Annotated in this window: 31 protein-coding genes and 1 pseudogene; 2 read left to right on the forward strand and 30 right to left on the reverse strand. The window is 56.0% G+C overall.

Translation table 11 applies throughout. From position 1 onward, the window contains the following. The 13 genes and pseudogenes from FGS84_RS28685 to FGS84_RS28745 all read right to left on the reverse strand — a co-directional run bounded on the left by FGS84_RS28685 (position 1) and on the right by FGS84_RS28745 (position 10,834). A complete protein-coding gene (locus tag FGS84_RS28685) occupies positions 1-768 on the reverse strand; it encodes a hypothetical protein (RefSeq protein ID WP_138311606.1) in 768 nt (255 codons plus the stop codon). Positions 769-885: 117 nt separating this feature from the next. Continuing rightward, the gene (locus FGS84_RS28690) at positions 886-1,254 is read right to left on the reverse strand and encodes a DUF2116 family Zn-ribbon domain-containing protein (RefSeq protein ID WP_138311607.1); all 369 of its coding nucleotides are present in this window, start codon (positions 1,252-1,254) and stop codon (positions 886-888) included. After that, entirely contained in the window at positions 1,251-1,901 is a 651-nt protein-coding gene (locus tag FGS84_RS28695) for a CD1107 family mobile element protein (protein WP_138311608.1), read from the reverse strand. Before FGS84_RS28695 ends, FGS84_RS28690 begins: the two co-directional genes overlap by 4 nt. Beyond that, on the reverse strand, positions 1,898-2,149 hold the full coding sequence (locus tag FGS84_RS28700; RefSeq protein WP_138311609.1) for a DUF4315 family protein: 252 nt from the start codon (positions 2,147-2,149) through the stop codon (positions 1,898-1,900). Before FGS84_RS28700 ends, FGS84_RS28695 begins: the two co-directional genes overlap by 4 nt. 13 nt (positions 2,150-2,162) lie before the next feature. Continuing rightward, entirely contained in the window at positions 2,163-3,806 is a 1,644-nt protein-coding gene (locus tag FGS84_RS28705; protein ID WP_138311610.1) for a C40 family peptidase, read from the reverse strand. Beyond that, positions 3,787-6,066 carry a VirB4-like conjugal transfer ATPase, CD1110 family gene (locus FGS84_RS28710; protein WP_138311623.1) on the reverse strand — a complete coding sequence of 760 codons (2,280 nt, stop codon included), beginning with the start codon at positions 6,064-6,066 and terminating at the stop codon, positions 3,787-3,789. Before FGS84_RS28710 ends, FGS84_RS28705 begins: the two co-directional genes overlap by 20 nt. 46 nt (positions 6,067-6,112) lie before the next feature. Beyond that, positions 6,113-6,505, reverse strand: a complete 393-nt coding sequence (locus tag FGS84_RS28715) for a PrgI family protein (RefSeq protein WP_138311622.1) — start codon at positions 6,503-6,505, stop codon at positions 6,113-6,115. Beyond that, on the reverse strand, positions 6,493-7,092 hold the full coding sequence (locus tag FGS84_RS28720; protein ID WP_138311611.1) for an MT-A70 family methyltransferase: 600 nt from the start codon (positions 7,090-7,092) through the stop codon (positions 6,493-6,495). Before FGS84_RS28720 ends, FGS84_RS28715 begins: the two co-directional genes overlap by 13 nt. Next, entirely contained in the window at positions 7,089-7,811 is a 723-nt protein-coding gene (locus FGS84_RS28725) for a site-specific DNA-methyltransferase (protein WP_347563905.1), read from the reverse strand. Before FGS84_RS28725 ends, FGS84_RS28720 begins: the two co-directional genes overlap by 4 nt. Positions 7,812-7,915: 104 nt before the next feature. Continuing rightward, on the reverse strand, positions 7,916-8,782 hold the full coding sequence (locus FGS84_RS28730) for a VirB6/TrbL-like conjugal transfer protein, CD1112 family (protein ID WP_138311613.1): 867 nt from the start codon (positions 8,780-8,782) through the stop codon (positions 7,916-7,918). A 12-nt stretch (positions 8,783-8,794) separates the two neighbouring features. Further along, a pseudogene (locus FGS84_RS28735) lies at positions 8,795-8,875 on the reverse strand (Maff2 family protein); the annotation flags it as partial. Positions 8,876-8,965: 90 nt separating this feature from the next. Then, positions 8,966-10,636 carry a recombinase family protein gene (locus FGS84_RS28740; RefSeq protein WP_138311614.1) on the reverse strand — a complete coding sequence of 557 codons (1,671 nt, stop codon included), beginning with the start codon at positions 10,634-10,636 and terminating at the stop codon, positions 8,966-8,968. Continuing rightward, positions 10,637-10,834, reverse strand: a complete 198-nt coding sequence (locus tag FGS84_RS28745) for a hypothetical protein (protein ID WP_006873181.1) — start codon at positions 10,832-10,834, stop codon at positions 10,637-10,639. Here FGS84_RS28745 and FGS84_RS32040 point away from each other — a divergent pair. Further along, a complete protein-coding gene (locus FGS84_RS32040; RefSeq protein WP_004612762.1) occupies positions 10,808-11,047 on the forward strand; it encodes a hypothetical protein in 240 nt (79 codons plus the stop codon). The two genes, FGS84_RS28745 and FGS84_RS32040, sit on opposite strands and share 27 nt — an antisense overlap. A gap of 28 nt (positions 11,048-11,075) precedes the next feature. Here FGS84_RS32040 and FGS84_RS28755 read toward each other — a convergent pair whose 3' ends face one another. From FGS84_RS28755 to FGS84_RS28790, 8 genes are all read right to left on the reverse strand, one after another. Next, positions 11,076-12,413, reverse strand: a complete 1,338-nt coding sequence (locus FGS84_RS28755; RefSeq protein ID WP_003509316.1) for a virulence-associated E family protein — start codon at positions 12,411-12,413, stop codon at positions 11,076-11,078. Continuing rightward, complete coding sequence (locus FGS84_RS28760; protein WP_138311615.1) at positions 12,382-13,026, reverse strand: CHC2 zinc finger domain-containing protein; 645 nt, start codon at positions 13,024-13,026, stop codon at positions 12,382-12,384. The genes FGS84_RS28755 and FGS84_RS28760 overlap by 32 nt, the downstream gene beginning before the upstream one ends. Before the next feature lie 65 nt (positions 13,027-13,091). Further along, positions 13,092-14,672 carry a MobQ family relaxase gene (mobQ, locus tag FGS84_RS28765; RefSeq protein ID WP_138311616.1) on the reverse strand — a complete coding sequence of 527 codons (1,581 nt, stop codon included), beginning with the start codon at positions 14,670-14,672 and terminating at the stop codon, positions 13,092-13,094. Between the two features lie 182 nt (positions 14,673-14,854). Next, positions 14,855-15,259: a hypothetical protein gene (locus FGS84_RS28770; RefSeq protein ID WP_002594806.1), complete on the reverse strand. Its 405-nt coding sequence runs from the start codon at positions 15,257-15,259 to the stop codon at positions 14,855-14,857. 21 nt (positions 15,260-15,280) lie between these two features. Continuing rightward, positions 15,281-15,535, reverse strand: a complete 255-nt coding sequence (locus tag FGS84_RS28775) for a CPCC family cysteine-rich protein (protein ID WP_006575072.1) — start codon at positions 15,533-15,535, stop codon at positions 15,281-15,283. 311 nt (positions 15,536-15,846) lie between these two features. Next, entirely contained in the window at positions 15,847-16,143 is a 297-nt protein-coding gene (locus FGS84_RS28780) for a DUF3847 domain-containing protein (protein WP_118440873.1), read from the reverse strand. Beyond that, positions 16,136-16,477, reverse strand: coding sequence for a DeoR family transcriptional regulator (locus FGS84_RS28785; protein WP_118593901.1), 342 nt, complete (start codon positions 16,475-16,477; stop codon positions 16,136-16,138). Before FGS84_RS28785 ends, FGS84_RS28780 begins: the two co-directional genes overlap by 8 nt. Next, positions 16,474-16,662: a hypothetical protein gene (locus FGS84_RS28790; RefSeq protein WP_118593902.1), complete on the reverse strand. Its 189-nt coding sequence runs from the start codon at positions 16,660-16,662 to the stop codon at positions 16,474-16,476. Before FGS84_RS28790 ends, FGS84_RS28785 begins: the two co-directional genes overlap by 4 nt. 483 nt (positions 16,663-17,145) lie before the next feature. On the opposite strand from FGS84_RS28790, the gene FGS84_RS28800 reads away from it, so the two are divergent. After that, positions 17,146-17,952, forward strand: coding sequence for a helix-turn-helix domain-containing protein (locus tag FGS84_RS28800; protein WP_009296084.1), 807 nt, complete (start codon positions 17,146-17,148; stop codon positions 17,950-17,952). Positions 17,953-18,049: 97 nt separating this feature from the next. On the opposite strand, the gene FGS84_RS28805 is transcribed toward FGS84_RS28800, so the two are convergent. The 9 genes from FGS84_RS28805 to FGS84_RS28845 form a co-directional block, all read right to left on the reverse strand. Continuing rightward, positions 18,050-18,616: a hypothetical protein gene (locus FGS84_RS28805; protein ID WP_003533401.1), complete on the reverse strand. Its 567-nt coding sequence runs from the start codon at positions 18,614-18,616 to the stop codon at positions 18,050-18,052. Positions 18,617-18,628: 12 nt separating this feature from the next. Beyond that, entirely contained in the window at positions 18,629-19,006 is a 378-nt protein-coding gene (locus tag FGS84_RS28810; protein WP_003533403.1) for a TnpV protein, read from the reverse strand. After that, positions 18,966-19,328 (reverse strand): helix-turn-helix domain-containing protein, encoded by a 363-nt coding sequence (locus FGS84_RS28815; protein WP_003533405.1) that lies wholly within the window; start codon positions 19,326-19,328, stop codon positions 18,966-18,968. The genes FGS84_RS28810 and FGS84_RS28815 overlap by 41 nt, the downstream gene beginning before the upstream one ends. Before the next feature lie 65 nt (positions 19,329-19,393). Beyond that, positions 19,394-19,552 carry a Maff2 family mobile element protein gene (locus FGS84_RS28820; RefSeq protein WP_138311624.1) on the reverse strand — a complete coding sequence of 53 codons (159 nt, stop codon included), beginning with the start codon at positions 19,550-19,552 and terminating at the stop codon, positions 19,394-19,396. Positions 19,553-19,644: 92 nt separating this feature from the next. After that, positions 19,645-21,483 carry a VirD4-like conjugal transfer protein, CD1115 family gene (locus FGS84_RS28825; protein ID WP_138311617.1) on the reverse strand — a complete coding sequence of 613 codons (1,839 nt, stop codon included), beginning with the start codon at positions 21,481-21,483 and terminating at the stop codon, positions 19,645-19,647. Beyond that, positions 21,470-21,943, reverse strand: coding sequence for a PcfB family protein (locus tag FGS84_RS28830; protein ID WP_138311618.1), 474 nt, complete (start codon positions 21,941-21,943; stop codon positions 21,470-21,472). Before FGS84_RS28830 ends, FGS84_RS28825 begins: the two co-directional genes overlap by 14 nt. A gap of 53 nt (positions 21,944-21,996) precedes the next feature. After that, a complete protein-coding gene (locus FGS84_RS28835; protein WP_138311619.1) occupies positions 21,997-22,350 on the reverse strand; it encodes a hypothetical protein in 354 nt (117 codons plus the stop codon). Positions 22,351-22,758: 408 nt separating this feature from the next. Then, positions 22,759-24,099: a ParB/RepB/Spo0J family partition protein gene (locus FGS84_RS28840; RefSeq protein ID WP_138311620.1), complete on the reverse strand. Its 1,341-nt coding sequence runs from the start codon at positions 24,097-24,099 to the stop codon at positions 22,759-22,761. A 183-nt stretch (positions 24,100-24,282) separates the two neighbouring features. Next, positions 24,283-24,633: a hypothetical protein gene (locus FGS84_RS28845; protein ID WP_138311621.1), complete on the reverse strand. Its 351-nt coding sequence runs from the start codon at positions 24,631-24,633 to the stop codon at positions 24,283-24,285. Between the last annotated feature and the right edge of the window lie 243 nt (positions 24,634-24,876).

Here is a 24,876-nt window from a genome sequence, read left to right on the forward strand (position 1 = left end):
CTATCTGTCGCCCTTGTCGGGCGCGTCCTTTTTGGGGCCTGGCTTCCCCCGGTTCTCCTGGGCCAGCCGTCCGGCCTCTTTGAGCTGTTCCGCGATGGGCGGCTGCTTGGCACGGGCGGCCCGCCGCGCTTCAATCAGCCGCACACAATAGGACAACTGCTCCGGGGGCGTGGTGTCGAGGGCCGTATAAGCTCCTTGATCAGCGTCCCACCGGGTAATCCGCTGCCATTCAGGGCGTTTTTCTTCATCTTCCCATTTCCCTACAATTTGCGTTTGCTCCGCGATCCGTTTCTGCAAGTCAGGATTGTGAGGGGATGGGCGCAGCTCGTAGTCGGCGGCCTCTTTTTCGGTCAGCGGCTTGGTGTAGGTCAGATGGCCCCAGGCCCGGAACGTGCCTCCCTCCACGGGGACGCGCTGATCGTAGTTGACGATCTCATCCGGGGCGTTGTGGGGCGGTTTCGGAAATGTGCCGATGTCCACGGGCCGCTGGGTGGAATAATACTTGTAAAGGTCGGGTGCCTCAGTCTGCACAATTTTGACGTTATAAAGCCGCTGATAGTCCTGCACCCGGCCTGTCAGGTCTTGCTCCAGCGCGGCCCGATCATCGCCGTAGTGTCCCCACTCATACTGCCGCTGGCCCTTGTCATCGTCATAACAGGCCCAGGTTACATAGGGGGACGGAGCGGCGGGGTTCTCCCCCAGGGCAAAGCCCCTGCCGTTTTCCAGCATAACGGTTTTCAGTATGACATAGCCTTGATTTTTGTCCATAGTGCCTCCTTTCAAAATGTGGACAGCATCGGGCAAAACCGGGGCGGGCCGTGAAATCATACGGCCCGCCCTGTCAGCGCCCCTGGAAAGCCTTGCAACAAGCGGGTTCGCAGGGGCCTAATTGTCCACAGCCCGGCCCCTTGCCTTGCGCATGAAATCCCGCTTTTGCCTGCGCCGGGCGGCCTGGGCGCACCGCTGGGAGCAGTACGCCTGCCGCCCGTCCGGGGGGACGGCCCTGCCGCACACGGGGCAGCTCTTGAAATCCGGGGGCGGGCCGTCAGCGGCCAGGGCCGCCTCCAGCGCCGGATCGAGGGGCAGGACGGCCTCCCGGAAGTAGCGGCAATAGGCCCCCGTCCAGCACTTTCCCAGCATATAACACTCGCAGTCCAGGGGCAGACAGCCATGCTCCCGGTCATAGTTGGCGCACCATTTCACCACCAGGGCGCGGATCGCCGCCCGTTCCTCGCGGGTCAGTTCCCGGCTCATTCCTGCGGCTCCCCGGCGTCGCCGTCCTCGTCCCAGGGGGGATCGTCGTCCTCGAAGTCCTCCGGGCCGTCGTAAGCGGCCCCGTCATAGTCCTCCTCCGGGTCGGCGGCCCGCTGTTGCTTGGGGCGGTAAATCTTGAAATACCATCCGGCCCCTCCGCCGATCAGCACCACGGCCAGCACCAGCAGGAGCGGCCCGGCCCCGCCCTTGGCCTCCGGCTCGGGTTCCGGCTCGGTTGTGGGTTCCGGGTCAGGCTCCGGCTCCGGGGCGGGGGTGACGGGGGCGGCCCCCTCGGTATTCTCCGCCAGGGCCATCAGGTCGGCCACGGTGACGGCGTTCAGGAAGTAGACGTTCTCGGCGCTTTTCTGCCTGTCGATGACCAGATAGAACACCGCCTCGTCCGCCGTGGTGATGGTGAAAAACTCCTTGCCCTCGTCATCGGTGGCGTTGTCCAGCACCGTCCCCTGGCCGTCCGGGGTCAGGGGGTTCGGCTCCGGGGTAGGCTCCGCCGGGTCAAGCCCGTCCCACAGCTCCACGCCGCCGGTGCCGTCCCCGTAGGCCTCGCCGCCCCCGGCATAGGCCGGGGTGGCGAAGCCGCACATCAGAACGGCGGCGCACAGGGCCGCCAGCACACGCGCTTTTCTCATTCCGTGGCCTCCTTTTCCGCAGGGGCGGACTTCTGGCCAGCCTGGCCAGAAGCGCCCCGGAGCTTCTGGAGCAGGAGGGGCAGCTCGTCCAGAGGGACGCTCATACCCCGCACGATGTCCACGATCTCCTCGTTTTCCGCCTCCCGGTGCTTCTGCTCCAATTCTTTCAGCTTGGCCTGGGCCTCGCTGATCTTGGCCTTGACTTTCTCCATCTCGGCCTTGATTTTCGCGCTTTTGCTTGTCGCCATGTAAAACCTCCAATCATGGTAAACGCCCGTAGGCGAAGAAATGGGCCTGCCAGTAGCTACTGTTCAGGTTGGAATATTGGATGGGGTCGCCACAGTGGAGCATGATCCCGTCGCCCACATAGATGCCGCAATGGGAACAGCCCGCCGTGTCGTAGGTGCCCGTGAAGAACACCAGATCGCCGGGCCGGGGGTTGGAAACGGGGGTGCAGATGTTGTATAGGCTGGTCGCCCCCAGGCGGCCCACGTCCCAGCCGGAATGATTGATCACCCACGACACGAAGCCGGAGCAGTCAAAGGACGTGCTGGGGCAGTAGCCGCCCCACACATAGGGATAGCCCAGGTATTTTTCCGCCTCGGTCAAGATGGCGGCAAACCGCTCGTCGGCCAGATACTCCTCCGGCACCTCGTATTCCGGGGGTGGGTCGTTGACGTACTTCCCCACATAGGCCGACTCCGGGAACAGGTCGGGCCGGTTGCCCAGGGTCGCCATAAAGAGGGCGTACCGGGAGAGCGCCTCCTCGCCCATGATGTAGATGGGCAAATGGGAAAGGTTTTCGTTGGAGAGGGTGACGGTGCAGATGTAGTAATCGTAGTACACCCGGTAGCTGTCGGTATGGGTGTTGCCGTCCTCGTCCGTCCAGGTGTCGGTTTCGATGTAGTAGCGCCGCTCCTTTACCACGTTCTCGGTGAGAATGTACTGGCGGTCAAAGAGCATTTGCAGGGTGCCCTGTACCTCGTCCACCGTCCAGGCCCCCTCATGGAGCGCGGAGAGGATGGAGAGCAGCACATAGGGGTCATGCTCGATGTCGTCCAGGTCGTAATGGTACTCGTCATAGCTGTGGGTGCTTTCGTAGCTGTCCAGGTAGTCCCGCAGCTCGTCCTCCAATCCGCAGTAGGCGGCCTCTGCCCCCCGCATATCCCCATCCCCGGCGGGATAGGTGCTGGCGGCCACCGCGCCCACGGTGCCGTTTCCAATCGACACCATAGAGGACATACAGGACTGCATCACCACCAGGAGCAGGAGGCAGGCCGCCAGGATCAGCGCCCCCACGGGATGCCGTTTGACGAAGCCCGCCACAGCCCGGCCGCCGCCCGCCGCCGTTTTCCCGGCGGCCTTGGCGCTCTGCTTGGCGGTTTCCCGCGCCCGCTTCTGATACTGCCGTTTCAGCTTTTGCTTGTGCCATTGGCGGGAGAGGGCGTTTTTCATAGCGTCCGGGTGTTCCTGGGCCAGCTTGCGGCTCTGGTAGTCCGCCTGGGCCTTGATATAGCTGGACTCGGCGCGGGCGGCGGCGCGGGCCGGTTGGGTGCGGATGCGCTTTTTCACAAACCGGGCCGTCTTTCCGACCACCACCTCGCCCGCCAGCTCGGAGCGGTGAGCGCCCTCGGTGCCCACGTTTTCCTGCTCCACCTCGTAGAGCTTGCCATGCACAAAGCCGTGAACGCCCCGGCCAGCCGTCCGGCCCACCCGCTTCACGGGGCCGGGCTTCTTGGGCGGCTTCTGGTTTGCCAGCTTGTCGCGGGCCGCCTCCAGCTTGCCGCCCCGCTTCTCCATGCGGAGCTTGGAGCGGGTTAATCGCTCCTGGTTGCTCTCTTGGCGAAACTTCTGGCCACCCTGGCCAGAAGCGCCCCCGGCGGGGTTACTCGTCTTTTCGTTCATGGGCATTGTCCTCCGGCTTGGTGGTCAACAGGGTATAAAGCTCGGTGTCCTTGGGGAAACGATCCACAAAGGGGATGGCCGTGTCCCCGTAGAACAACAGGCCCTCGCCGGAGCCTGAATGGGTGACGTAGGAGAGCTGGTGAGGCGAAATCCCCAGGTGGCTGGCCAGCACCTCCCGATCCCCGGCGGCCTGGGACAGCAGATAGAGGAAATCGCAGTTGCCGAAAATGGACTCGATCTCGCTGCTCTCCAACAGGCTTTTAACATTTTGGGTAATGCCGCTGGGGATGGCCCCCCATTTGCGGAAACGCCGGAAAATCTCCACGCTGTAGGCCGCCGTCTGCGGGTCGGACAGCAGCACATGAAATTCGTCCTGGTACACCCATGTCGCCCGGTGCTTATCCCGGTTGGCCGTCACCCGGCCCCACACCTGATCCGTGAGAATGAGCAGGCCGATCTTCTTGAGCATCTTCCCCAGGGCCTTGATGTCATAGCACAACAGGCGGTTGCTGACCTCCACATTGGTTCTGTGGTTAAAGAGGTTGAGCGATCCCGTGCAGTACAGCTCCAGAGCGGAGGCCACGCGCCGGGCCTCCGGTTCCGGCTGGCGCAAAAGCTCCTCATACAAGTCCTGGAGAATGGGCATCCGCTCCGGGGCCGGGTCTGCCAGATAGGGGCGGTACACGTTCCGCACCGCCCGGTCAATAACGGTCTTTTCCACCGGGGCCAGCCCGCCCCGGCCCCCCACGATCAACTCGCACAGGGACAAAATAAAGTCGCTTTTCAGGGAGAGCGGATCTTCATCGTCGGCATAGTCCGGGGTGATGTCCATGGGGTTGATGTAGGTGCCGGAGCTGGCCGAGGGGGTGAGCTTTACCACTTGCCCGCCCAGCCGATGGACAAGGGGGTAATATTCCCCCTCCGGGTCTGCAATCACAATATCGTCCTCCGGCCACGTCAGGAACACGTTGACGATCTCCCGCTTGGCGGCAAAGCTCTTGCCGCTGCCGGGGGTGCCCAGGAAAAGCCCGTTGGGATTTTTCAGGCGCTTGCGGTCGGCCATGATGATGTTGCCGGACAGGGCGTTCATGCCATAATAGAGGGCCTGCCCGTCCATGCGCAGCTCCTTTGTCATAAAGGGGATGAAAATGGCCGTGGAGCTGGTGGTCATGCCCCGCTGTATCTCGATGGCGTTGTCCCCCAGGGGCAGGGAGGACATATAGCCCTGCTCCTGTTGCCAGTCCAGCCGCCGCAGAGCGCAGTTGTGCTTTTGGGCGATGCCGGACACGGTGAACACCTCGTTTTCCAGCTTCTCCCGCGTGGGGGCCGTGTTCACCACCAGGAACGTGAGCAGGAACATCCGCTCGTTGCGGGACTGCAGATCGGCCAGGAGGGCCGCCGCGTCCTTGGAGTAGGTGATCAGGTCGGGCGGTAAAATGTCCGGGTCGTAGCCGCTCCGGGTGGCCTTGCGCTGTTCCTCCACTTTCATCTTGTCAATGTCGCTGATCTTGCCCTTGACCGTTTTGATGGCCTTGGTCTGGTCAACCGTCTGGACGTGGAGGGTCACGGTCATTTCCGCGTCCAGCTCCAACAGCTCCAAAAGGAGCTTGTCAGACAGCTCGGACGCCATGATCTGCAAGTAGGAGGCGGCCCCCCAGGACTGGCCTACCCGGAACGTGCGGCCCTGCCGGAAGTCGAAGCTGTCCGGCACGATAAAATCCTTTGTCCCCATGCCCGTGCGGGGAATGTCGGCCCAGGAGAAGCGGAACGGCTCCCGGCCTCCGGGGTGGAGATGGCCGTGGATGGCCTCCAGCCGCTCCCAGCCATTCAGGGCGCGGGCGTGTACCCCCAGGCGCTTGAAGTTGCCCAGGATGTCCGCCTCCACGCGCTCCAGCCGGGGCCGGGCCTCGGCCAGCGTTGCGCAGGGCACGCCAAAGGTGATGTACTTGGAGCGCACGATCCCGTTATTTGATCGGGCGATCTGCCGCCCCAGCATCCCCACATATTCCGCCCGGATGCTGTCAAAGGCATCGTGGGCCATGGGGATATTCACCTTGTAGCGGCTCCCGCCACGGGAACGGTGGTTGACGAAAGAGAGCTGGAACGGCAAGGCGCTGTCAAAGTAATTCAGGAACGAACACCAGCCGTTGAAGATGGCCGCCTGATCCTCGGTGCTTGCCACGGAATAGTTGATGTCCTCATAGGCGATGGTCTTGGTATAGTAGCCGTCCCGCACCCGGCAAACGCCGTCTTTGAGCATTTCCACATAGGGGACGGTCTGCTGGGCGGAGAGGGCCGCCCGCCCTTTACCCCTTGCGGGGCCGTGTTTTGCTTTTTGCTTTCCCTGCAATCGGTTCCTCCTTTTCCAAACCGCCCCGCCCGGCAAAGGGGGCGTACATATTCTCGGTACGGTAGGGCCTCACGCCGGGGCGCAGAAGCCGCGCCCGGACGATGTTCCGCACCACCTTTTCAAAGGGCAGGCCGTCCCGCTCATACATCGCCATGAAAAAAGCCGGGAGCATGACGGCCAGCATCAGGAACATGGCCCCGGTGTTGCCGATGGCCGACCGGGCCAGCAGAAAGGCCGGAACGCCCACCAGGGCCGCGCCGCCGAAGCAGATGAGCTGGCGGCTGGTCAGGTTAAAGGCCAGCTTGGTCTTGATCTTGGAAAGGTCGTTGGGGATGCTCACATAGGCCATGCCGCGCCCTCCTTTCTGTTGCCGCCCACCTCTGGCCAGCCTGACCAGAAGCCGGGGACGGTGGACTCCACCTCGTTGCCCCACACGTCCCAGCCGGGCGGGGTCTGCCTTGCGAACAGCTCCACACGGGGCAGGTCGCCCATCAGGGCCACAATCTTGTCCCGCGCCTCGTCCGGCTTTTTGCTATGGGCCTCGATGGGGGAAATAATGAACTGGTGGACGTTGGCCGCCTGCCGCTTGGGGTGTCCCCGTGTTGCCAGCAGGCAGACCTCCGCGTTGGCCCTTGTCCAAAATCCCAGGCCATAAAACCAGCTATCCGCCTTGCGGTTCTTTTTCAGCCACACAAAGGCCGCGCTCTTATAGGTGAAGCCCCAGGCCCGGATTAGCCGCAGCGCCTCCGGGAGCTGGGGGAACGTGGCCCACAAAAAAAGCGCACAGTCCGGGGCCGCCAGATCGGCCACGGGCAACGCGCACAGTTCGTCGATCCCCATTGTGGGGTAGTGATGCTCCGCCGCCCCCTGCAAGCCCTTTTGGGCGTAGCGCCAGGGCGGATCGGCGTAGATGATGGAATATTTACCGATAGTCAAACTCCTTTCCCGCCCTGGGTGACGGCCTCCCGCGCCCGTTCCAGGCGCTCGGTGGCCGGGCCGTAAAAGGCCGGGGCGTTTTCAAAGCAGATGAAGCGGCGGCCCGTGTTCAGCGCCGCCACCGCCGTGGTGCCGCTCCCCGCGCAGATGTCCGCCACCACCTGGCCCTCGCGGGTGTAGGTGCGGATCAGGTACTCGCACAAGTCCACGGGCTTCTGCGTGGGGTGGATGGTATTCGCCACCGTGGAGAACGCCAGCACGTTCCCGGGAAACCGCCGCCCGTCCGACTCGCCGCTGGTACGCTCAAACTTCCCATAGTTAGGGCTGGAGCCGCTCCTGTGGTAAATTTTCTTGTACGGCTCCCCCTGGTCGAACTGCGGGTAGTAGGCCGGGGCCTTGCGGTAGAACACCAGAATGTTCTCCGACTTTTTCAGCGGGGCGCGGCGGGCGTTGAGAAAGCCGGTGCATCGGCTTTTGTACCACACCCATTCATAGCGGAGCATGGGGAGGTTGGACGCGCCCAGCACCTTGTCATAGGGGCACTGCGCGAACAGGAGCACCGCGCCCTCCGGCTTCACCGCCCACCGCACCGCCTCCCACAGCTCCGGGAGCGGCAGGGGCACGTCCCAGTAATTCCGGGTGGTGCCGTAGGGCGGATCGGTCAGGAGCATATCCACGGAATGACGGGGCAGGGAGCGCAGCCCCTCGATCCCGTCCATGAGAAACAAGCCGTCCGGGGCCAGGGGCCGCCCGTCCGGGGCAAAGCTCTGGCCACACTGGCCAGAAGTAAAGCAATCCTGCATGGATCACCTATCCTTTCTTTTTAATGAGCGCCAAAGACGCGCTGGGCGATCCCGCCCGTCTTAAACAGCATGAAACAGAGCAAAACCGTGTAGCCGATAGTCCCCCACACGGCCCCGATGGGGTCGCCGCCCGTGGCGATGCCCTGAATGAGCACCGCGTAAATCGCCACGCACACCAGGATCAGCATCCCCTGGAACGCCACGGCAAACAGGGATTTCAGGTAGTTCTGCCCCGTCCCGCCCAACTCCCGGTTGGAGAGGGTCGCCACGGGGATGGGCGCTAAACTGGTCAACAGGTATATTTCAATCATGCGGCCATACACCAACACGAAAATAATGGTGTTCAGGGCCAGCATTGTGACGTTGATCAGAATGGATTGCATGAACAGCCCCAGCAAAGGGCCGATGTCCATTGTTTCCAGTGTGGCCTCCAGGTCGGCCAGCATATCCGGCGTGATGTCCGTGGAGCCTTGGATCAGCCCCGCCGCGCTGGCAATGGCGCTTTGGGACACGTCGAACACGGCCATTACAATGTTGAATGTATTGGAGAGAATGAGGATGGCGCAGGCGGTCTTGAACATCCACTTGTAGATATTCGCCACGTCAAACTCGTGCATATTGTTCTTTTCCAGGATCATCTGGATCAGCTCATAGGTCGCTACAAAGGTTAAAACCAGCCCGGCAATCGGTAGGATCACCGTTTCGGAAAGCTGGCGGATCAGGGAGAACACCCCGGCGTGCCACGCCGCCGGGGTAGTTCCCACCTGTACCGCAATCTCCCCGACTTGGGCGTTGACGTTATCAAACAGGCCGCTCAGGTTCCCCATGATCCCGTCAATCAAAAGCTCTTTGAGCCATTCCGTGATCCAGTCGGTGAGAATACCCATAGGCCCCGGCCCTTAAAACAGGGTGGAGAGCAGGGGGATCAGGGTGGTGCCCAGTACGATGATGCCGCCGCCCGCCATGAGCTGTTTTATCCCCAATTAGGTGTAAAACTCTGCTCGATGGCGGGCGGCGGCGTACAAAAAATCTATATGGTGTTTTTAAGAGAACCGTCCCGGCGGGACAGGTCAGGCAGTGACCTGTTCCACCTCCGGGATGGGTTTGAGATTAAAATGAATTTCGATAGAAATGTGTCTTGTTTTATCTTCGTCAATGCGCTCATGCACGACGATTTCTTTGATTAAGCGGTTGAGGGTGGCTGCGTCCAGCTCTGTGATGTTGGCGTATTCCTGAATGGCTTCCACCCATTGTTTTGCGTCATTGGCAAGCTGGACTTCATCGGACAGCCGCTTCCTGCCCTCGGATACTCTGCTTTTAAGCTCCGTCTGCTCGGTCTGTGTCTTTTCCAGCATGGTGTTGAAATTCTGCTCACTGATACGCCCTGCAATCATATCCTCATAAAGCCGCATGACCATTTTGTCCAGAACCTCAATCCGTTCCTCGTCCCTTGTAAGGGAGCGTTCCATTGCTTCCCGCTGTTCCCGCTGCTCGGCTTCACAGGTATTGGTCAGGCGGTCGGCAACCGCTTCCCCGTCCATCAGGGCAGCTCTGGCACATTCCCGGATTTTCCGCAGTACATGGCTGTAAAGGGTGTCATAATCAATCCGGTGCTGGGTGCAGTGGTTCTTTCCAAAGGCATTGTAGGTCTTGCAGGAGTAAATCTGCTGGGGATATTTTGCGTTTGTATAGCGTATCGTCAGCGACTTCCCACACTCGCCGCATTTTATCAGTCCGGCAAACAGGCTGATTTCATTGGTCTGCCCCGGACGCTGGCGGGATTTCAGCTTGTTCTGCACAATGTCAAAGCTCATGCGGTCAATCAGCGGTTCATGCTGTCCCTCCACCACAATCCAGTCCTCCGGCTTCTTTTCCCCAATCGTGCCGATTTTGAAGCGGTAGTCCTTTTTCTGGGAAGCAATCGCCCCGGTGTAGACGGGATTCATCAAAAGGTCTTTGATAACGGAGAAGTCCCACATATACCGCCCGTTTTCCGGGTCTTTCTTTTCCCATTTGGTGCGGGTATTGCGAAGCCCCCGTTCCCGGTTCCACCATGTGGGGCAGGGGATTTTTTCTTCCTCCAGCCGTCTGCGGATATAGTTCGGACCATGACCGTTCAGGGCATATCCGAAAATCAGCCGCACAATCGGGGCGGTTTCCTCGTCAATGAGCAGATGGTTTTTGTCCTCTGGGTCTTTCCGATACCCGAACGGGGCAAGACACCCGGTAAACTGTCCTTTCTGCGCTTTCAGAAGATAAGAGGAATGGACTTTCTTGGAAATATCCTTGCTGTACATCTCGTTCAGGATATTCTTGAACGGGGCAATATCGTTGTTATCACGCAGGGTGTCGATACCATCATTCATGGCGATATAGCGGACACCGTTTCTTGGGAAAAAGTCCTCAATCAAATGCCCGGTTTGCAGATAGTTACGCCCCAGTCGGCTGAGGTCTTTCGTGATGACAAGGTTGATTTGCCTGCGCTCAATGGCTCTCAACATTCTCTGTAAATCAGGACGCTCCATATTAAGACCTGTGAAGCCATCGTCCTGATAGACTGCCACAACCTCCCATCCCTGCTTTTCGCAGTATTTTTCCAGCATATCACGCTGGTTTGCGATACTGGCACTTTCGCCTTGCAGGTCATCGTCCTTTGACAGTCTGCAATAGACCGCTGCACGATAACCCCCGGCAAGTGCCGAACCGATTGTTCTGTATTCCATTTCGTTCATCATAGCCATTTACCCACACAATCCAGACGGTATCTGGCTCTTTTGAACCTCATCTTCATTATACTTCAAATCTTTCTTTTTAGCAAGATATTCTTTTGAATTTGTCTTTCCATATTTCTGGGAAATCAGGCTGACGAACACATCGGTTGCGTCAAGCTCCCCGTCAAACACAGTAGTCACATGAATCTCTGTTTTGTTTTTTGCCATAGGCAGTTATCCTCCATACATGAAAATAGCCAGACAGAGGGTGTCGGCAACGAAGTCCGGCAACGGGCTTCAAAAGACCTTGCAAACAATCTCAATCTGGCGATGATTACTATTTATACTTTTCTTTTATTTTTCTGTTGTTTTGGTTGTTATAAGGGAGAAAAGCCCGGAAATAAGGGGTTTTCCCCGGCAACCGGCTCGGCAACGGGATAGCAACAGGGGGTGCAACGGGCTGTCATTTTCAGAATGGAAGCTCCATCTGTTCTGTGACCTCCACAAAGCCATCCATTGCTTTTTCAGACGGGTTGCATAAGTCCGTTGCCGGGTTTTCACGCTCCCAGCCCTTTTGTCTGCCGTATTCGGAAAACATTCTTGGATTCGGGAAGTACCGCCAGCGGTCAATGCATTGGTTCATAATCTCGTTGATTTCCCGTATTTCCCATTGCTTCGGCTCGTCAAAGGCATGGTTCAAGGCTTCCTTGTAGAGCTGCTTGGAACAGACCATACTCCCTGTGTACTTATCAAGATACGCCTGTATCATCCCGGCTTTGGTGTCCTCCGGCATAAAATCCCGCTGGTGTTCTTTGAGATACCGCTGCATGGCGGGGCTGAAAGCCAGCTTGAACCTGCCGCTTCGGTAAATCTCCATCGCTTCCGCCCACATCTGCTCAATATAGGCTCTGGAAGCAGCTTCGTCCTCCAAAATGTGAACCTCGGCTTGCTCCGGGTACACCATGACGGGGATAAAGCGGCGGTTGCCGGAACGGTCAAGGGGCAGGAAGTCAAGAGCATTGGAAGTGCCGCCAAACACGCACTGGCGGGGGCGGTCTGCCGGGTGGGTTTCATAGGGTATCTTGTAGACCTCCTTCTGCCGGCTTAAAAATGACTTGATTTCTTCGATGCTCTTGGCGTTTGCAGTTGCCATCATTTCCGACATTTCGATAATCCAGTGACCTTGCAGCTTGCGGTACACATTGTCATCGTCCAGCTTCCGCAAATCATCGGAGAACCACTCGTCCCGGACTGCCAGCAGACGGAAGAAGGTGGATTTGCCAGCCCCCTGACCGCCTACCAGACAGAGCATGATTTCAAATTTGCACCCTGGCTGAAAGGCTCGTGAGATTGCACCCAGCAGGAACAGCTTCAACGCTTCATAGGTGTAATCGTCTGCGTCAGCCCCCAGAAAGTGCCGCAGGCAGAAACGGATTCGCTCTGTCCCGTCCCACACAAGGGTATTGAGATAGTCCCGGATGGGATGGTACTTGTTTTCATTCGCCACAATCCCGATGGCGTTATCAATCTTTTTCTCATTGGTAAGCCCATAGGTTTCTTCCAGATAAAGAAGCAGATACTTCATGTCCGTATCGTTCAGGGCGGTGCTTTCCCTGTGAAAACCGATGGGCTTTATGATGTCCTTGCGGTCGGTCAGAATGTTGTATGCGATGGCCCCGGAAAGCAGCGGGTCACGCTGGAATACGGTCAGGCAGTTCCGTATGCTCTGACGGACACCGCCTTTCTCGGTAGTTTCCAGCCCCGCCTTGATTTCCTCAATGCTCTGGGGCGGCTGCATGGCGTTCATGGTGTTTTTTAGTTCTTGCTGCGTCTGCGGCTGCAAGCTCTGCCATTCGCTGTTCAAGCTGTATCACATCCTTTCCGTAGTCCGTAATCAAAGCTGCTTTTTCCTCCGTTTCCCCGAACAGCAGCACATCCAGCAGATATTCCACTCGGTCTTGCTTCTGTAAGGCTTCCACAAACCGGGGATGAAAGGCTTCCTCCGGGGAGTGCGGGACATAATCCTTTCTCCATGTCCTAAGCAGGTGGAGATAATCGGCAAGGATACGGGAGCAGCGGTTCTTTGCTTCCTGAAACTGTTCCTCCGGGGATTTCTGCCGGGGCTTGGGCTTTTTTGCCTTTCCCGGCGGTTTCCAGTCCTCATAGGAAAGCCCGAAGTCATGTGCCAGTTGTACGGCGGCTTCTTTCTTTCCCAGCCTATACAGGGCGGCGGCAAAATCAATCACATCCCCATCCGCACCGCAGCCGAAGCAGTGGTAACGCCGATCCAGCTTCATGCTTGGGGTCTTATCGTTATGGAACGGGCAGCAAGCCATCCCGTTCCGACCTACACGGATTCCATAATGCTCCGCTGCCTGTCTTGTTGTGACAGACTGCTTCACAGCTTCAAATACATTCAAATCTATCCCTCCTTGAAAAAAGAAAAAACACCTGACATTCTCTGATTGAAAATGGCAAGTGCCTGTTAAAGTTCCATATCCTGTTGTCTGTGTTTCGCCTGTGCCGGGGCGGTTCTTTGAGCCTTTTTCTCGTCTGCCTTATCCTGCAAGACTTCCTTGATGGGCTGCTTCTTAGGCGGCTCTTTACTTTCCTCTGTGCCGGGTGTGGCTTTCCGTACCCAGTAGCGGATGTCCCGCAGCTTCTTCAAATCCTCCTGTACCTCGGTCAGCGGTACTTTCAGCTCTGCGATTTCGCTGAGAAGTGTTTCCTGCTCCTCTTGCAGCTCCTTTTGGGTACTATCCTTATCGTCCGGGTGTTTGGCAAGGTAGGCGGTGGCTTTCTCATACCGGGCAACCTCCGGGTGTTCCTGTTTGAATTTCTCCTTTGTTTTCTTGAAAAATATCTTCTGGTATTTCTCATAGACGGGCTTACATTCTTTGCAGTCTGTCCGGCTGGCAAGAATCCCGTCAATCACTTTGCTGCGGGCTTCCTTTGGCTTCATCTGATTGCGGTAATCTGCGGCTGATTTCCCGGAAGATTCCAGAAATGCTTCTAAGTCCTCCACAGTGGAAAGCCCCTTTTGCCGGAGATAGGACAGGGCTTCGCTGACTGCCTTTAAGTCCTGTGAAGTCCCCCGGTTCTGTCCAGCCCTTGTCCAGTCCTTCCGTTCTTCCTTTCGTATCTCCATATACTTCATCAGCAGATTGGGAAGAAGTGTCGCTTCCTCCGCCGCTTTTTGTGCAAGCAACTCCTTCCGTTTTTCTCCCAGCTCGGCAATCCAGCCTTTGAGGTTGTGGATAAGCTGCCGGATGGACTTCATCAGGCGGTTGGCGGCTCTGATTTCCCGGTTCAGGTTTCCGATATTCGTCTGGATACCACGCTTTTCCATCTGCCGGACAGCCGCTCCCTCATGGACAGTGGGGACTATATCAAACCCCTGTCTGGCATAGGAACGCAAGTCCACACGCTCCGGGCGGTCATTGGCTTCCAGATAGCGGTTCTGGATGACCTCCCATTCATGCCGCCAGATTTCACAATATTTCTGGTCGTTCCAGTCCACCGTATCCTCCTTGTGGCTTTTCCACCTGCCGGACGGAAGTTTTATCCGTTTTCCGCTTTCATCAAGGTCATAAACCTTGCGGCTCTTGGGAAGCCATTTCCCATGTTCGTCCATTGCCCTCATAGTCAGCAGGACATGGGCGTGGGGATTGTGTCCCGGCGGATGGGGGTCATGGATGGCAAAGTCAGCAATCATGCCTTTGGAAACAAACTGCTTCTGGCAAAACTCCCTGACAAGGACAGCATACTGGTCGGGCGGTATCTCTCTGGGGATGGTAAGCACCCACCGCCTTGCAAGCTGGGAGTTCCATTGCTTTTCCACCGCTTCGGCGGCGTTCCATAAGGTATTGCGGTCTGCATACGACCGTGGGGCGTTTGCCGGGAGCAGAATTTCATTGTGGACAATACCACGCTTTTCCGGGTAGTGCTTCACTTGCTGGTCGTATTCACAGAACAGCTTTTCGCCGCTTTGGTAAGCAGCGGCGGCAACCGCAGACTGTCGCTGGCTGCGCTGAACAATCGTGATTTCGTTGTGTGGGCAGGGCATTTCGTGTCCCTCCTTTCGGTAATTGGTGGATGGGGTGGCGTTTTACCACCTCATTTTGGCAGAAAAAAAGCAGGAGACCTTTTTCAGATTTCCTGCTCGGTGTGCCGCTGTGAGGGCGGCGGATATTTAGTTGTAAAAGTTCGGGACAAGTTGACCCGATGGGTAGATGGTACACTTAAAAATTATGGTTCTCTTGTCATTAGCTCATTAGCATAATGATTAAGAGCTTCACAAGGTTCATATTTGCATTTATAACCAATACCGTCAATTATAATAAATGGATTGTATGCTATAATCTCCACTTGAGAACCATCTGCCAAAGACAGAGTGAAAATAACTGCTTGTCCGGCATATTCTGTATATGAGTTGTCCTTATTGTAAATAACTACCTCATTGAGATATGATACTAATTCCTCTGTTTCTACTATCTGAATTGTTGTATCAGGTGGCGATAACCGAACACTTGCCGAAGTAATATCTGCTGCCTCTAAATCTTTGAATGGTCTATGAGCAGAAAACAAAAGAAAGCTAATACCTATACCGATTAAACATATCAGTGCAATTAACAAAAACTTTTTATGCTTCATTTGATTCTCCTTTACACACTACTATGAAATTTCTTTTTCATCATCTCTTGGTGGTCGGACATAACATAACATTTCTTTTTCACAAGCACCAAATTTTGAGAAATTGGATTTCGCTTCTTTTAGCGTTATTCCATGATTAGAGTCACTTGGTTCGTTATCAGAAGCAATGAACGGGTCATTCTCCCAAAAACAAACGGGACAGATATACCCACAATCTTCATTTGCCGGAACATTATAGGTAAAATATCCGCAGCAAGGACATTGGTATTTTTTCATATAAACCTCCCGTTTAAGCCTTGACCTCAAATTCCTGATTTATTTCTGACTTTATTATACTTCATCGATTATCGAAAAGATAGCATATTTTATGAAACTTGTCGGCTGGGAACAGCTTACAGCGCAAGGTGTCCCCAGATGGCAAGTCCACAAAAGGGTAGCTGGCGGCAGCCAGCGCAGGGGAAGCGTAGCGTCCCCTGTATGATTTGGAGCAGACCTTGACTGCGGAAAATCACAGCCCTCCGGCGAGGAGCCTTCGGAGAACGCAATGCACCAACCTTTGGGTGGTGTATAATTGCGCCCTTAGTAAACTAAGGGGTTTCCGGCTTCTCCCGTTCCAGCAGTTTCTTCAATAGTTCCTGCGTGTCCTGCCTGTGAAAAATGAGTTTCAACAACAGCATAACATCATCATCTGTCAGGCGTTCCGGCTCTTGCAGAAAACTTTCCAGCATACCGCCACGAGTACAGAGCCGGTGCGTTCGTTCCTTTCGGGTAAGCTGCTTTAGCTGGTGCTGCAATGCCTTTTCATCATTGAGGGCTTTCCGCAGTTTCTTTTCACTCTTTTCCAACTCCCGGTTGAGCTTTTCCAGCTTTGAGGTATCAGGCAAGGGCAGCGTCCTCCTTTCTCGGTATCAGCACATAAATCCTGTTTGGTTCTCCAACGCCCTGACGCACCCGCATGATAAGTCCGGCTGTTTCCAGTTCATTCAAAGAACGCTTGACCGTCATAGAGCTGCGGGACAGGACTGCGGCAATGTCTGTGACAGGGAAGCAGACAAACAGGATTCCGTTCTCGTCCTCCTGCCCTTTGGAGAGCATAGCGTCCAACATCCGGCAGTACATGACCTTTGCGGTGCTGCTGACTGGAAATCCTGTCAATGCTCTGGGAAATGGCATACAGGGCGGCAGTGGTGTGTCTATCGTCATAAATTCAAAATTCATTCGGTGTGTTCCTCCTTTTTCTTTGCTCGTTTGGATAAATAACGGGGGCAGTCAATCACAACCGCCCGGAAGCTCTGCCTGCACTCATGCTGGCATTTCCGGCATAATTCGTTGTAAGTGACACGCCCCCGGTCATTGAGGTAAAAAGAAAGCTCCTGCTTCCTCTTTTTGCTCATTCTCGGCATATTGCGTTTCCTCCCGTTTTAGTGTATGGTTTCGGGGCGATTTTCGGCAAAATTACAGCCATAGAGCCGCTTAAAATCTCCCGAAGTATCAGCGATAGGGTAGACTATCCCCCTATTAAATTGTCGTGTTTCGGTATCATTTCGGTGTCAGTTCGCCAGTTCTCCCCGGTGTCGTTCCTCCCCTGAATCTCACAGCGGCGTATCGCTCCCGTTGGTACGCTCGTTTCGGTCAGGGTTCCTCCACATCCCTGCCAAAAGTCATGGCGCTACATCGCTGGGGAAGCATATCCCACACAGGCTGGTCATTCGATTGGAATAATCCATCGATGAACTACCTGTATCATAGAACATTTTTGTGCCCTGTGCCGTATGTCCACAAAGTAGGAATTAAGGATAAAAAGCGGAAATTTCCACGATTGCGGAAAGTGTGATATAATCCAGTTAAGCGACAGCAATGAAACCGCCGGAAAGGAGTGTGCGCCCATGAAAGGAGCAACAAGCATACAGGAACGCCTTTGGGAACTCCGCAAGGACAAAGGCTTAAATCTGGAAGAACTATCAAAGCTGACGGGTATTTCCAAATCTGCTCTCGGAAGTTATGAAAAAGAGGATTTTAAGGAAATCAATCATGGCAACCTTATCACGCTGGCAGACTTCTATGGGGTTTCCGTTGATTATCTGCTGTGCCGGACAGAGAACCGAGAGCAGATCAACACGCCACTAACAGAGCTGCATTTGAATGATGAGATGGTGGCACTTTTGAAAAGCGGTCGGATTAACAACCGCCTGCTCTGTGAGCTTGCCACACATAAAGATTTTATCAAGTTTCTTGCGGACATTGAGATTTATGTGGATGGGATTGCCACCATGCAGATTCAGAACCTCAACGCCCTTGTCGATACCGTCCGGCATGAAATCATTGAACGGTATCGCCCCGGCGAAGATGACCCCCATTTGAAAGTGTTGCAAGCCGCCCATATCAGCGATGATGAATATTTCAGCCACATGGTTCTGGATGACCTCAACCTGATTATCCGGGATATTCGGGAAGCTCACAAAAAGGACAGCGAGAGTGCACCCCAGACCACCGTTGCCGATGAACTGAAAGAAAATCTGGAAGCGGTTGAAAATTTCAAGGGCAGCCGTGATGAAAAGCTGGTTGTCCTTTACTGTAAGCAGCTTGGTATCAACTATAAAAATCTGTCAGATGAAGAATTTCGCTGGCTGATTCGGATTCTCAAAAAATCAAAGAAAATGGGAACGCCTATCAGCCAGAGGAAAAAACGATAAAGAAAAACCGCTGTTGCATGGTTTGTTGGCTTCCATGTAGCAGCGGTTTTTGCTGGGATTATTCAGTTGAATTTTTAGCACGACAAACTGGAATTTGTCAAAGAGGATTATTCCAATATTCCACAGTATTTCTATTTACATCATAAAAAGTAATATTACCCGCATTTATAGGCAAGACAATCGCAAAAGGTTTATTGCGGTCAATATCAACCACTTGAATTGTGTTGCCATCATCTATTTCAAGTTGTTGCACCTGCTGTTGATTCATAGAAATAAATGCTCGTTCATTATATCCCTCTACAGTAAACTCCACAATTCCTCTTTGAATCCCCGAAAGAGTTCCACCTCCACGGAAAAAATATCCGAAGGAAAGTCCTGGACGATTGACATAGACGGAAAAAGAATGGTCACTCAAATCCTGAGGGTAAGAAATATATGCAGCCATCGTGCTGGAAACGCTTCCATCGACCGTCCAATCATCCTTAATCTTCTGCGACGAACGAATATCTGCCTCCAGCTTAGATGAAGTCACGCCGATCTCATTGTTCGTATAAAGAAAACAAACAAATAAAATACAAGCAAGAACAACCCCTATCACAATTTTAAGAAATATTTTTTTCACGCTATCAAAACTCCTTGTCAACTTTCGATTTGTCATAATCATTCTACCATACCGTTATGAATAAATCATCTCTTGCAAAATAATTTCTTCTGCCCGGTTGTGAATGTTATTGCAACGCTGCACCCATTCCATTTGATGGGTACGCTTCAATTCCTCGGTCACACCATCGGCAGCCTTCATCTGCTCCATGATGGTGTCTAACCGTTCCTGTGCCTGTTCGTTCAGGTCTGCAAGATATGTCCATAACTCCCCGGTCAGTGTCAATGTGTTCAATCTGGCTGGATGGGCTTCTCTTAAATATTCCCGGTGCATCCGTCCGTACTTTCCGATAGGGCGGTGTTCCTCCGGCAGCTTCAAATCTGGGATATAGTAATCTCCGACAAGGATATAATCAATTCCGTTTTCCGTTATTCTTGGTTTCAATTCGCTCATGTTCCTTACCTCCTGTGGAAGCAGGCTCGTCTGGTACTAACTCAATCACATCGGTAATCTCACAATTCAGCGTTTCGCAGATACGGGCTAATGTATCCATGCTGATGTGCTTTCCCTCTTTGCTCATGTTGGCAATCATATTCGTTGTCATACCGGCGGCAAGCCTTAAATCTTCTTTTCTCATATCACGCTCTAACAGTGTATGCCAGAGTGGTTTATAGCTGATGTGCATATTGTTTTCCTGCCTTTCTATCCATACCACCGGGGCGGCTGCCCCGGCAGGAACTTTTCTCTTATTATAACACCAATCTTGTGTAATCACAATTTATTCTTGTATCCTGCCGCTGATACCGTCTGGATTGTGCTTTTCCTTTCTTTTTGTTCCCTTTAATTAGCCATAAACTGCTTGATGCCCTGGCTTTTGGCCGCCGCATTGTCCGAGCCGTAGCCCTCCAGCAGATTGACCACGCCCCACACGGCCAGACCGGCCCCCAGGGCGATGACGAGCGTTTGCAGGGTGGTAACGGCAGTAGAGAAAAACTGCATAGTGCCTCCATTTCTCCGGGGACAAGCCCCGGCCATGAAAAAAGCCGCCTTTTCAGGCGGCTGCGTCCACCTCTGGCCACGATGGCCAGAAGCTATACAAAGGCGTCCGGGTCGTCGAGATCGTCATAGTTGAGGATGTCCTCGTCCTCTTCCATGTGCCCCTCGTCCGGCACGTCCACCTCGTACACGGTGTATTCCTCGTTGGGGTTTACCTTGTCCATGCGCCGGGAGATCAGGCGGCCCAGGTCAAAGGCGTTGCGCTTGTCCGCCTCGGCGGTGTACTTGTAGTTGGGGTGTTTTTTCAGGTCGTACTTGGGGGAGTAGAACGGCGGCAGGCCCCGGAGCTGTAAAATACAGCGGTCGCCCGGCATGGTCGCCAGCTCGGCGGGGGTCATCAACTCCCGGCCCAGCCGTTGGGTGTTCTGGCTGAAGCTCTCGGACTGCCCACGGGATCGCCCCTCGGTCTGCATGGAGATGGTGGCCTTGCCCAGCCAGTTCTCAGATATTTCCTTGATCGTGGAGCTTTCCCGCCCGCCCAGGAAGATCACGCTGTCCATGTTGCCGAGTATCGTTTCCGCGTGTTTGTCGTAGATTGCCTTACACTGCGCCATCTGCTGGTAAAACAGGCACAGGCTCACCGATCTTGAGCGGATAACGGCCACCAATTTTTCCAGCCCTGGGACTTGTCCCGTGTTGGCCGCCTCGTCCCATAACACGCGCACATGATGGGGCAGGCTGCCCCCGTGTACGGTGTCCGCCCGTTCACACAGCAGATTGAACATCTGCGAAAAGGCCAGGGCCACCAAAAAATTATAGGTGCTGTCCGTGTCGCTGATCACAAAAAAGGTGGCCGTCCGCCGGTCGCCTATGCGGTCAAGCTCCATTTCGTCATAGCTCATGATCTCCCGGAGCTGGGGGATGTCAAAGGGGGCCAGCCTCGCGCCGCATGAAATAAGTATGCTGCGGGCCGTCTTGCCGCTGGCTAATTTGTACTTGCGGTACTGCTTCACGGCAAAGCAATCCGGCTTGCGCTTTTCCAGCCCGGCAAACATATAGTCCACCGCGTTCATAAAATCGTCGTCATCTTCTTTGACTTCCATGCCGCTGATCAAGTCCACCAGGGTATTCATATTTCTGTCCTGCTCCGGCCCCTCGAAAATGATATAGGCGATCAGGGCGCAATACAAAAGCGTTTCCGATTTCGTCCAGAACGGATCGCCCTCCTTGCCCTCGCCCTTGGTATTGGAAATTAAGGTATTGACAAACTTCAAGATGTCCGCCTCGTTTTTGATATAGGCCAGGGGGTTATAGTGCAGGCTTTTGGAAAAGTCGATGGTGTTGAACACCTTGATCTTGTAGCCTTTTTTCTTTTGCAGAAACCAGCCCACCTGGGGCAAGATACCCCCTTTGCTGTCCACCACCACATAGGAAGAATGGGCCTGGAGCAGTTGGGGGGTGAGCCAAAATCTTGTTTTGCCGGAGCCTGACGAGCCGATGATACAGCAGTTGAGATTGCGGGCGTTCCCCGGTATTTTGGGCCGGGTGTTCATGGTGAGATATTCCGTCCCGGTCAAGATCACGTTGTTTTCAAACTTGGGATCGGAAAACGGCGCTATGTCTTTAGGGCCGCCCCATCGGGCGCTGCCGTATTCCGCGTCGGGCCGGTACTTTTTCGCCTTTTTGGTCTTGAAGCAGATGAGCAGGCGGAAACCAGCCGCCCCCAGGATGCCCACCAGCCAGTCAAAGGGGACGAGGCCCGGTGCGAAGTCCGCAAAGGCCGGGCCGATGGTCTGGATCGTCCCCAGGAGCTTTTCACCAAAGCCAGCGCCCGCCGCCAGACGGTAGGCCGTCCCCACTTTCAGGCAGGCCCACAGAATGAACAGGTACGGCACGTTGGGTAAAATGTACTTGCGGATTTTATCTGTCCTCATGTGTTGCCTCCCGTTCCCGCTGGCGCTGGGGCCGTTGCTTCATCAGCTCCTGGGCACGTTTGAGCTGTTCCCGGATGGGGACGCGCCGATCCCTGGAGCGTTTCAGCATACGCCGGGAGTATTCCTGGAAACAGCCCGTGATGGCGTCGGCCTGCCTTGCCTTGAACAACAACAGGTACTTGCCCTTTTCCACGGGCCGGATGGCGTAGTCCACACCCCAGCGCCGGGCCACACGGTCAAACAGGCGGGTATCGCCAGGCAGCTCCATGCCGCTGGTGTCGCCCCCGTGGCGCATGAGCTTTCTCGCGCTCTGCTTGCCCTGGGGCGCTTGCCCGGCCCGCTGGGCCTTGCGGATTTTCCGGGCCGCCGCCCCCAGCACATACGCCAGCCCCCGCGCCGTCAGCTTACCGGCCCGCACGGTGATGGCGATACTGCTGCGGGATACCTCCTCGTCAATCATTCAAACCGCCTCCTTTCGGGCCGGGCCTCTGGCCACGATGGCCAGAAGCGCCATCAATGCCGCCCGCGCCTCCGGCCCTGGCCCTTGACGGTCAGGATGCCCTCCAGGGTGGTGGCCGTGATCCCCAACCGCTGGGCCACGGCGATGTCGTTTTTCATTTCCTCGGTAACGGGGCCGCCGCACACCACCAGCACACGGGAGCGCCGGAGCAGATCGCGGGCCATGTCGGTGCCGTCCTTATGCTCCTGGGGCACCGCGTCATGGAGGAACAAGGGCAGATACAGCGTGGGGCAGATGGGCGAGAAGCCCGCCTCGTACACGGAGCGGCAGTAGTCCGCCGCCTGCTCCGTCACCTCACAGGGATCGCCGCGCCATGCGGCGGTAATGTATGCAAGGGGTCGTTTCATATCGAAAACCTCCATTTCTAATTTGCATTTCAGGGGTACGGGTCAGCCCTATCCCCCCGCCCTTTCCCATTCATGGGAAAGGGGGCGGCTCTGGAGGATATACCCCCGTCGCGCCGCAGGGGATAGCACAGCCGGGGCAGGCCGTCAAGGGCAAGCCGCCGCAAGCGGCGGGGCGTTCCGCCCCCTTGACAGCCAGCTCCCGCCTGCGCTGCGAAATAGGCGGCGACGGGGGATATAAACCGCCAGACCCTCGGCGTCGCAAAGTCCGTTGCGCTCCGTTTCCGCCTCCGGCGAAAACTACGCCCACTCCCTTGCTCCGCCTCTCCCCACAAAGTCTGCGACTTTGCGGGGCACCCCATTTGAGGGACGCGGGGACATGAAAAAGCCTCTGGTCAGGATGGCCAGAGGTTACTCCTTTTCCATATCCATCTTTTTGTCCCCCTTGCCCAGCTCCGGGGGCTGTTTCTCTTTCCACTCGTCCAGCAGGGCCACGATCTGATCCTTCATTTGCCGGGGCGTGGCCTCCTTGCCAAAGTATTTCTCCAGTTCAGCACCAGTAATAATCACGTCACGATCCTCCTTTTTCTTTTCTTCACTCAAAATAGCGTCGATCACATCGGGTTTCAGTTGGTTTTCCTTATCCAGTTCCCGGAGCCGCTTGGCCTGCCCCTGGGACGGGGAGGACTGCTGGCCCTCAATGGAAACGGCAATATATTTCTGGTGTTTGGCCCGGATGCGGGAAATCTCCACGGCGGGGGTAAAGGACAGCTTGCCCTCGTCCATCGTCTTTTTCAGATCGGGAACAAGATCATTCAACCAGAGATACCGCTGGACGGTTTTCACGCTCATGCCGTTGCGCTGGCCCACGCTTTCCAGAGAGAGCTTTCCGGCGGCCTCGTCATCCCCACGCGCCCCCTGGTGCTTGATCGCCTCATATTGCTGTTGCAGGGCCGCCGCCTTTTCGCTGGGCAGGAGCTTCTCGCGGTGCCGGAGGTTGTCATCCGTCATAGCGAGAACGGCCTCGTCGTCGGTCATGCTGCGGACGATACAGGGCATATTGATAAATCCGGCCAGCTCGCTGGCCCGCTGTCGGCGGTGGCCCGCGACGATCTCATATCCACCGCCCTCACGGGGGCGCACCAGGGCGGGCTGGTTCACGCCCGCAGCTTTCACGGACTCCACAAGGCCCTGCATTTCCGCATCGTCCCGTACCCCAAACGGGTGATCCTTGAACGGGTACAGGTCGGAAAGATTGAGATAGACGATCTCTTCCTTTTCACCACGGGACGCATCGCGGGGGGCGGGCGGTTCGGGCACAGGGGCCTCCGTCTTGGCCGGGGCGGGCTTCTCCGGGGCCTTTTTTACGCCGCCAGCCTTGGCCGGAGCAGACGGCGCACCCTTGCCGGGGGCGGCCCGCTTGCCCTTGCCGGGGGTGTCCTGGCCTTTTTCCGTTTTGGGTGGGCGGCTCCGCTTGGGCTTCTGCTTACGGGCCTCAAGCTCGGCGCTGGATATTTCCCACTCCTGCCGGTCATCGTCCTCCAGGGCCTTGCCCTTTGGGGCCGGGCCAGCAGGGGGATTAGTCACCTCCGGCGCGGGTGGGTCTTTCTTCTCCGTAACGGCGGCCCCGTCACCGCCGCCAGCGCCCTCCCGGACTTCCGAAAGGTTGATGACCTTATCCGGGGGGCCGTCCGGCGTTTTGGCCGGGGGATGCTCCTCCGGGGCGGGGGTCGGCTTTTTATCGTCTGGCATAAATACCTCCTTACTTTCGGGCATAACAAAAGGGCCTTAACCTTTCGGCCCGGCCCATCCTTGACAAATACGCCGCACTTGTCCCGCTGGCGGCGCGTTGTACTCCATATTTACCATCTGTTTTCCCCGGCCTTGCGCCGGGGGCGGCTTTGCGCTATGATATAGGGGACGGCTTGCGGCGGCCTATGCCGTGTAGTCCTGCATTACGTCGTCATAGTCCAGCAGGAATGAAAAGAGGAAGTAACTCCGGGCCGCAGGGTGGCTGGCCAGAAGTTCCACCGTTTCGGGGAATATGAGGCCCAACACGCCGTACAGCACCCGCAGGGCCTCCAGCATATCCTCCTCGCGCCCGGACGAGTACAGGCCGTTCAACAGGCCATACACGCGCTCCGCCGTGTCCTTATCCTCGCCCGTGACCGTCCAGAGCATTTCCACAAAGGGCGGCACATACGCCCCGGACAAAAGGTTGATTTTGTCTTGGCACACGTCCCCCGATGGGCGCACTATGCCCTGTGCGATTAGCTTTTCTGTCATTTTACCTCGCTTTCCGTGGTGCCCGATTGGTGCCCAACCGTACAAAAACACCCCTTGCGGAGATATGACACAATATAGGCTATTCTTGAAAAATGCCCTATTTTCAAGGGTTTGCGGCCTTTCCTTATGCCGCCCTATGACCCCTTATGCCGGGTTTTTCCGGCTTTAAGCAATAAAAAATCATAGGAGGCCTTTTATTATGGCAAGAGAAAAGAAACCGGTACACCAGGTACAAATGACAGA

The organism is Clostridium sp. 1001271st1 H5 (assembly GCF_005845215.1).
In the GTDB taxonomy this organism is placed as follows: domain Bacteria; phylum Bacillota; class Clostridia; order Lachnospirales; family Lachnospiraceae; genus Enterocloster.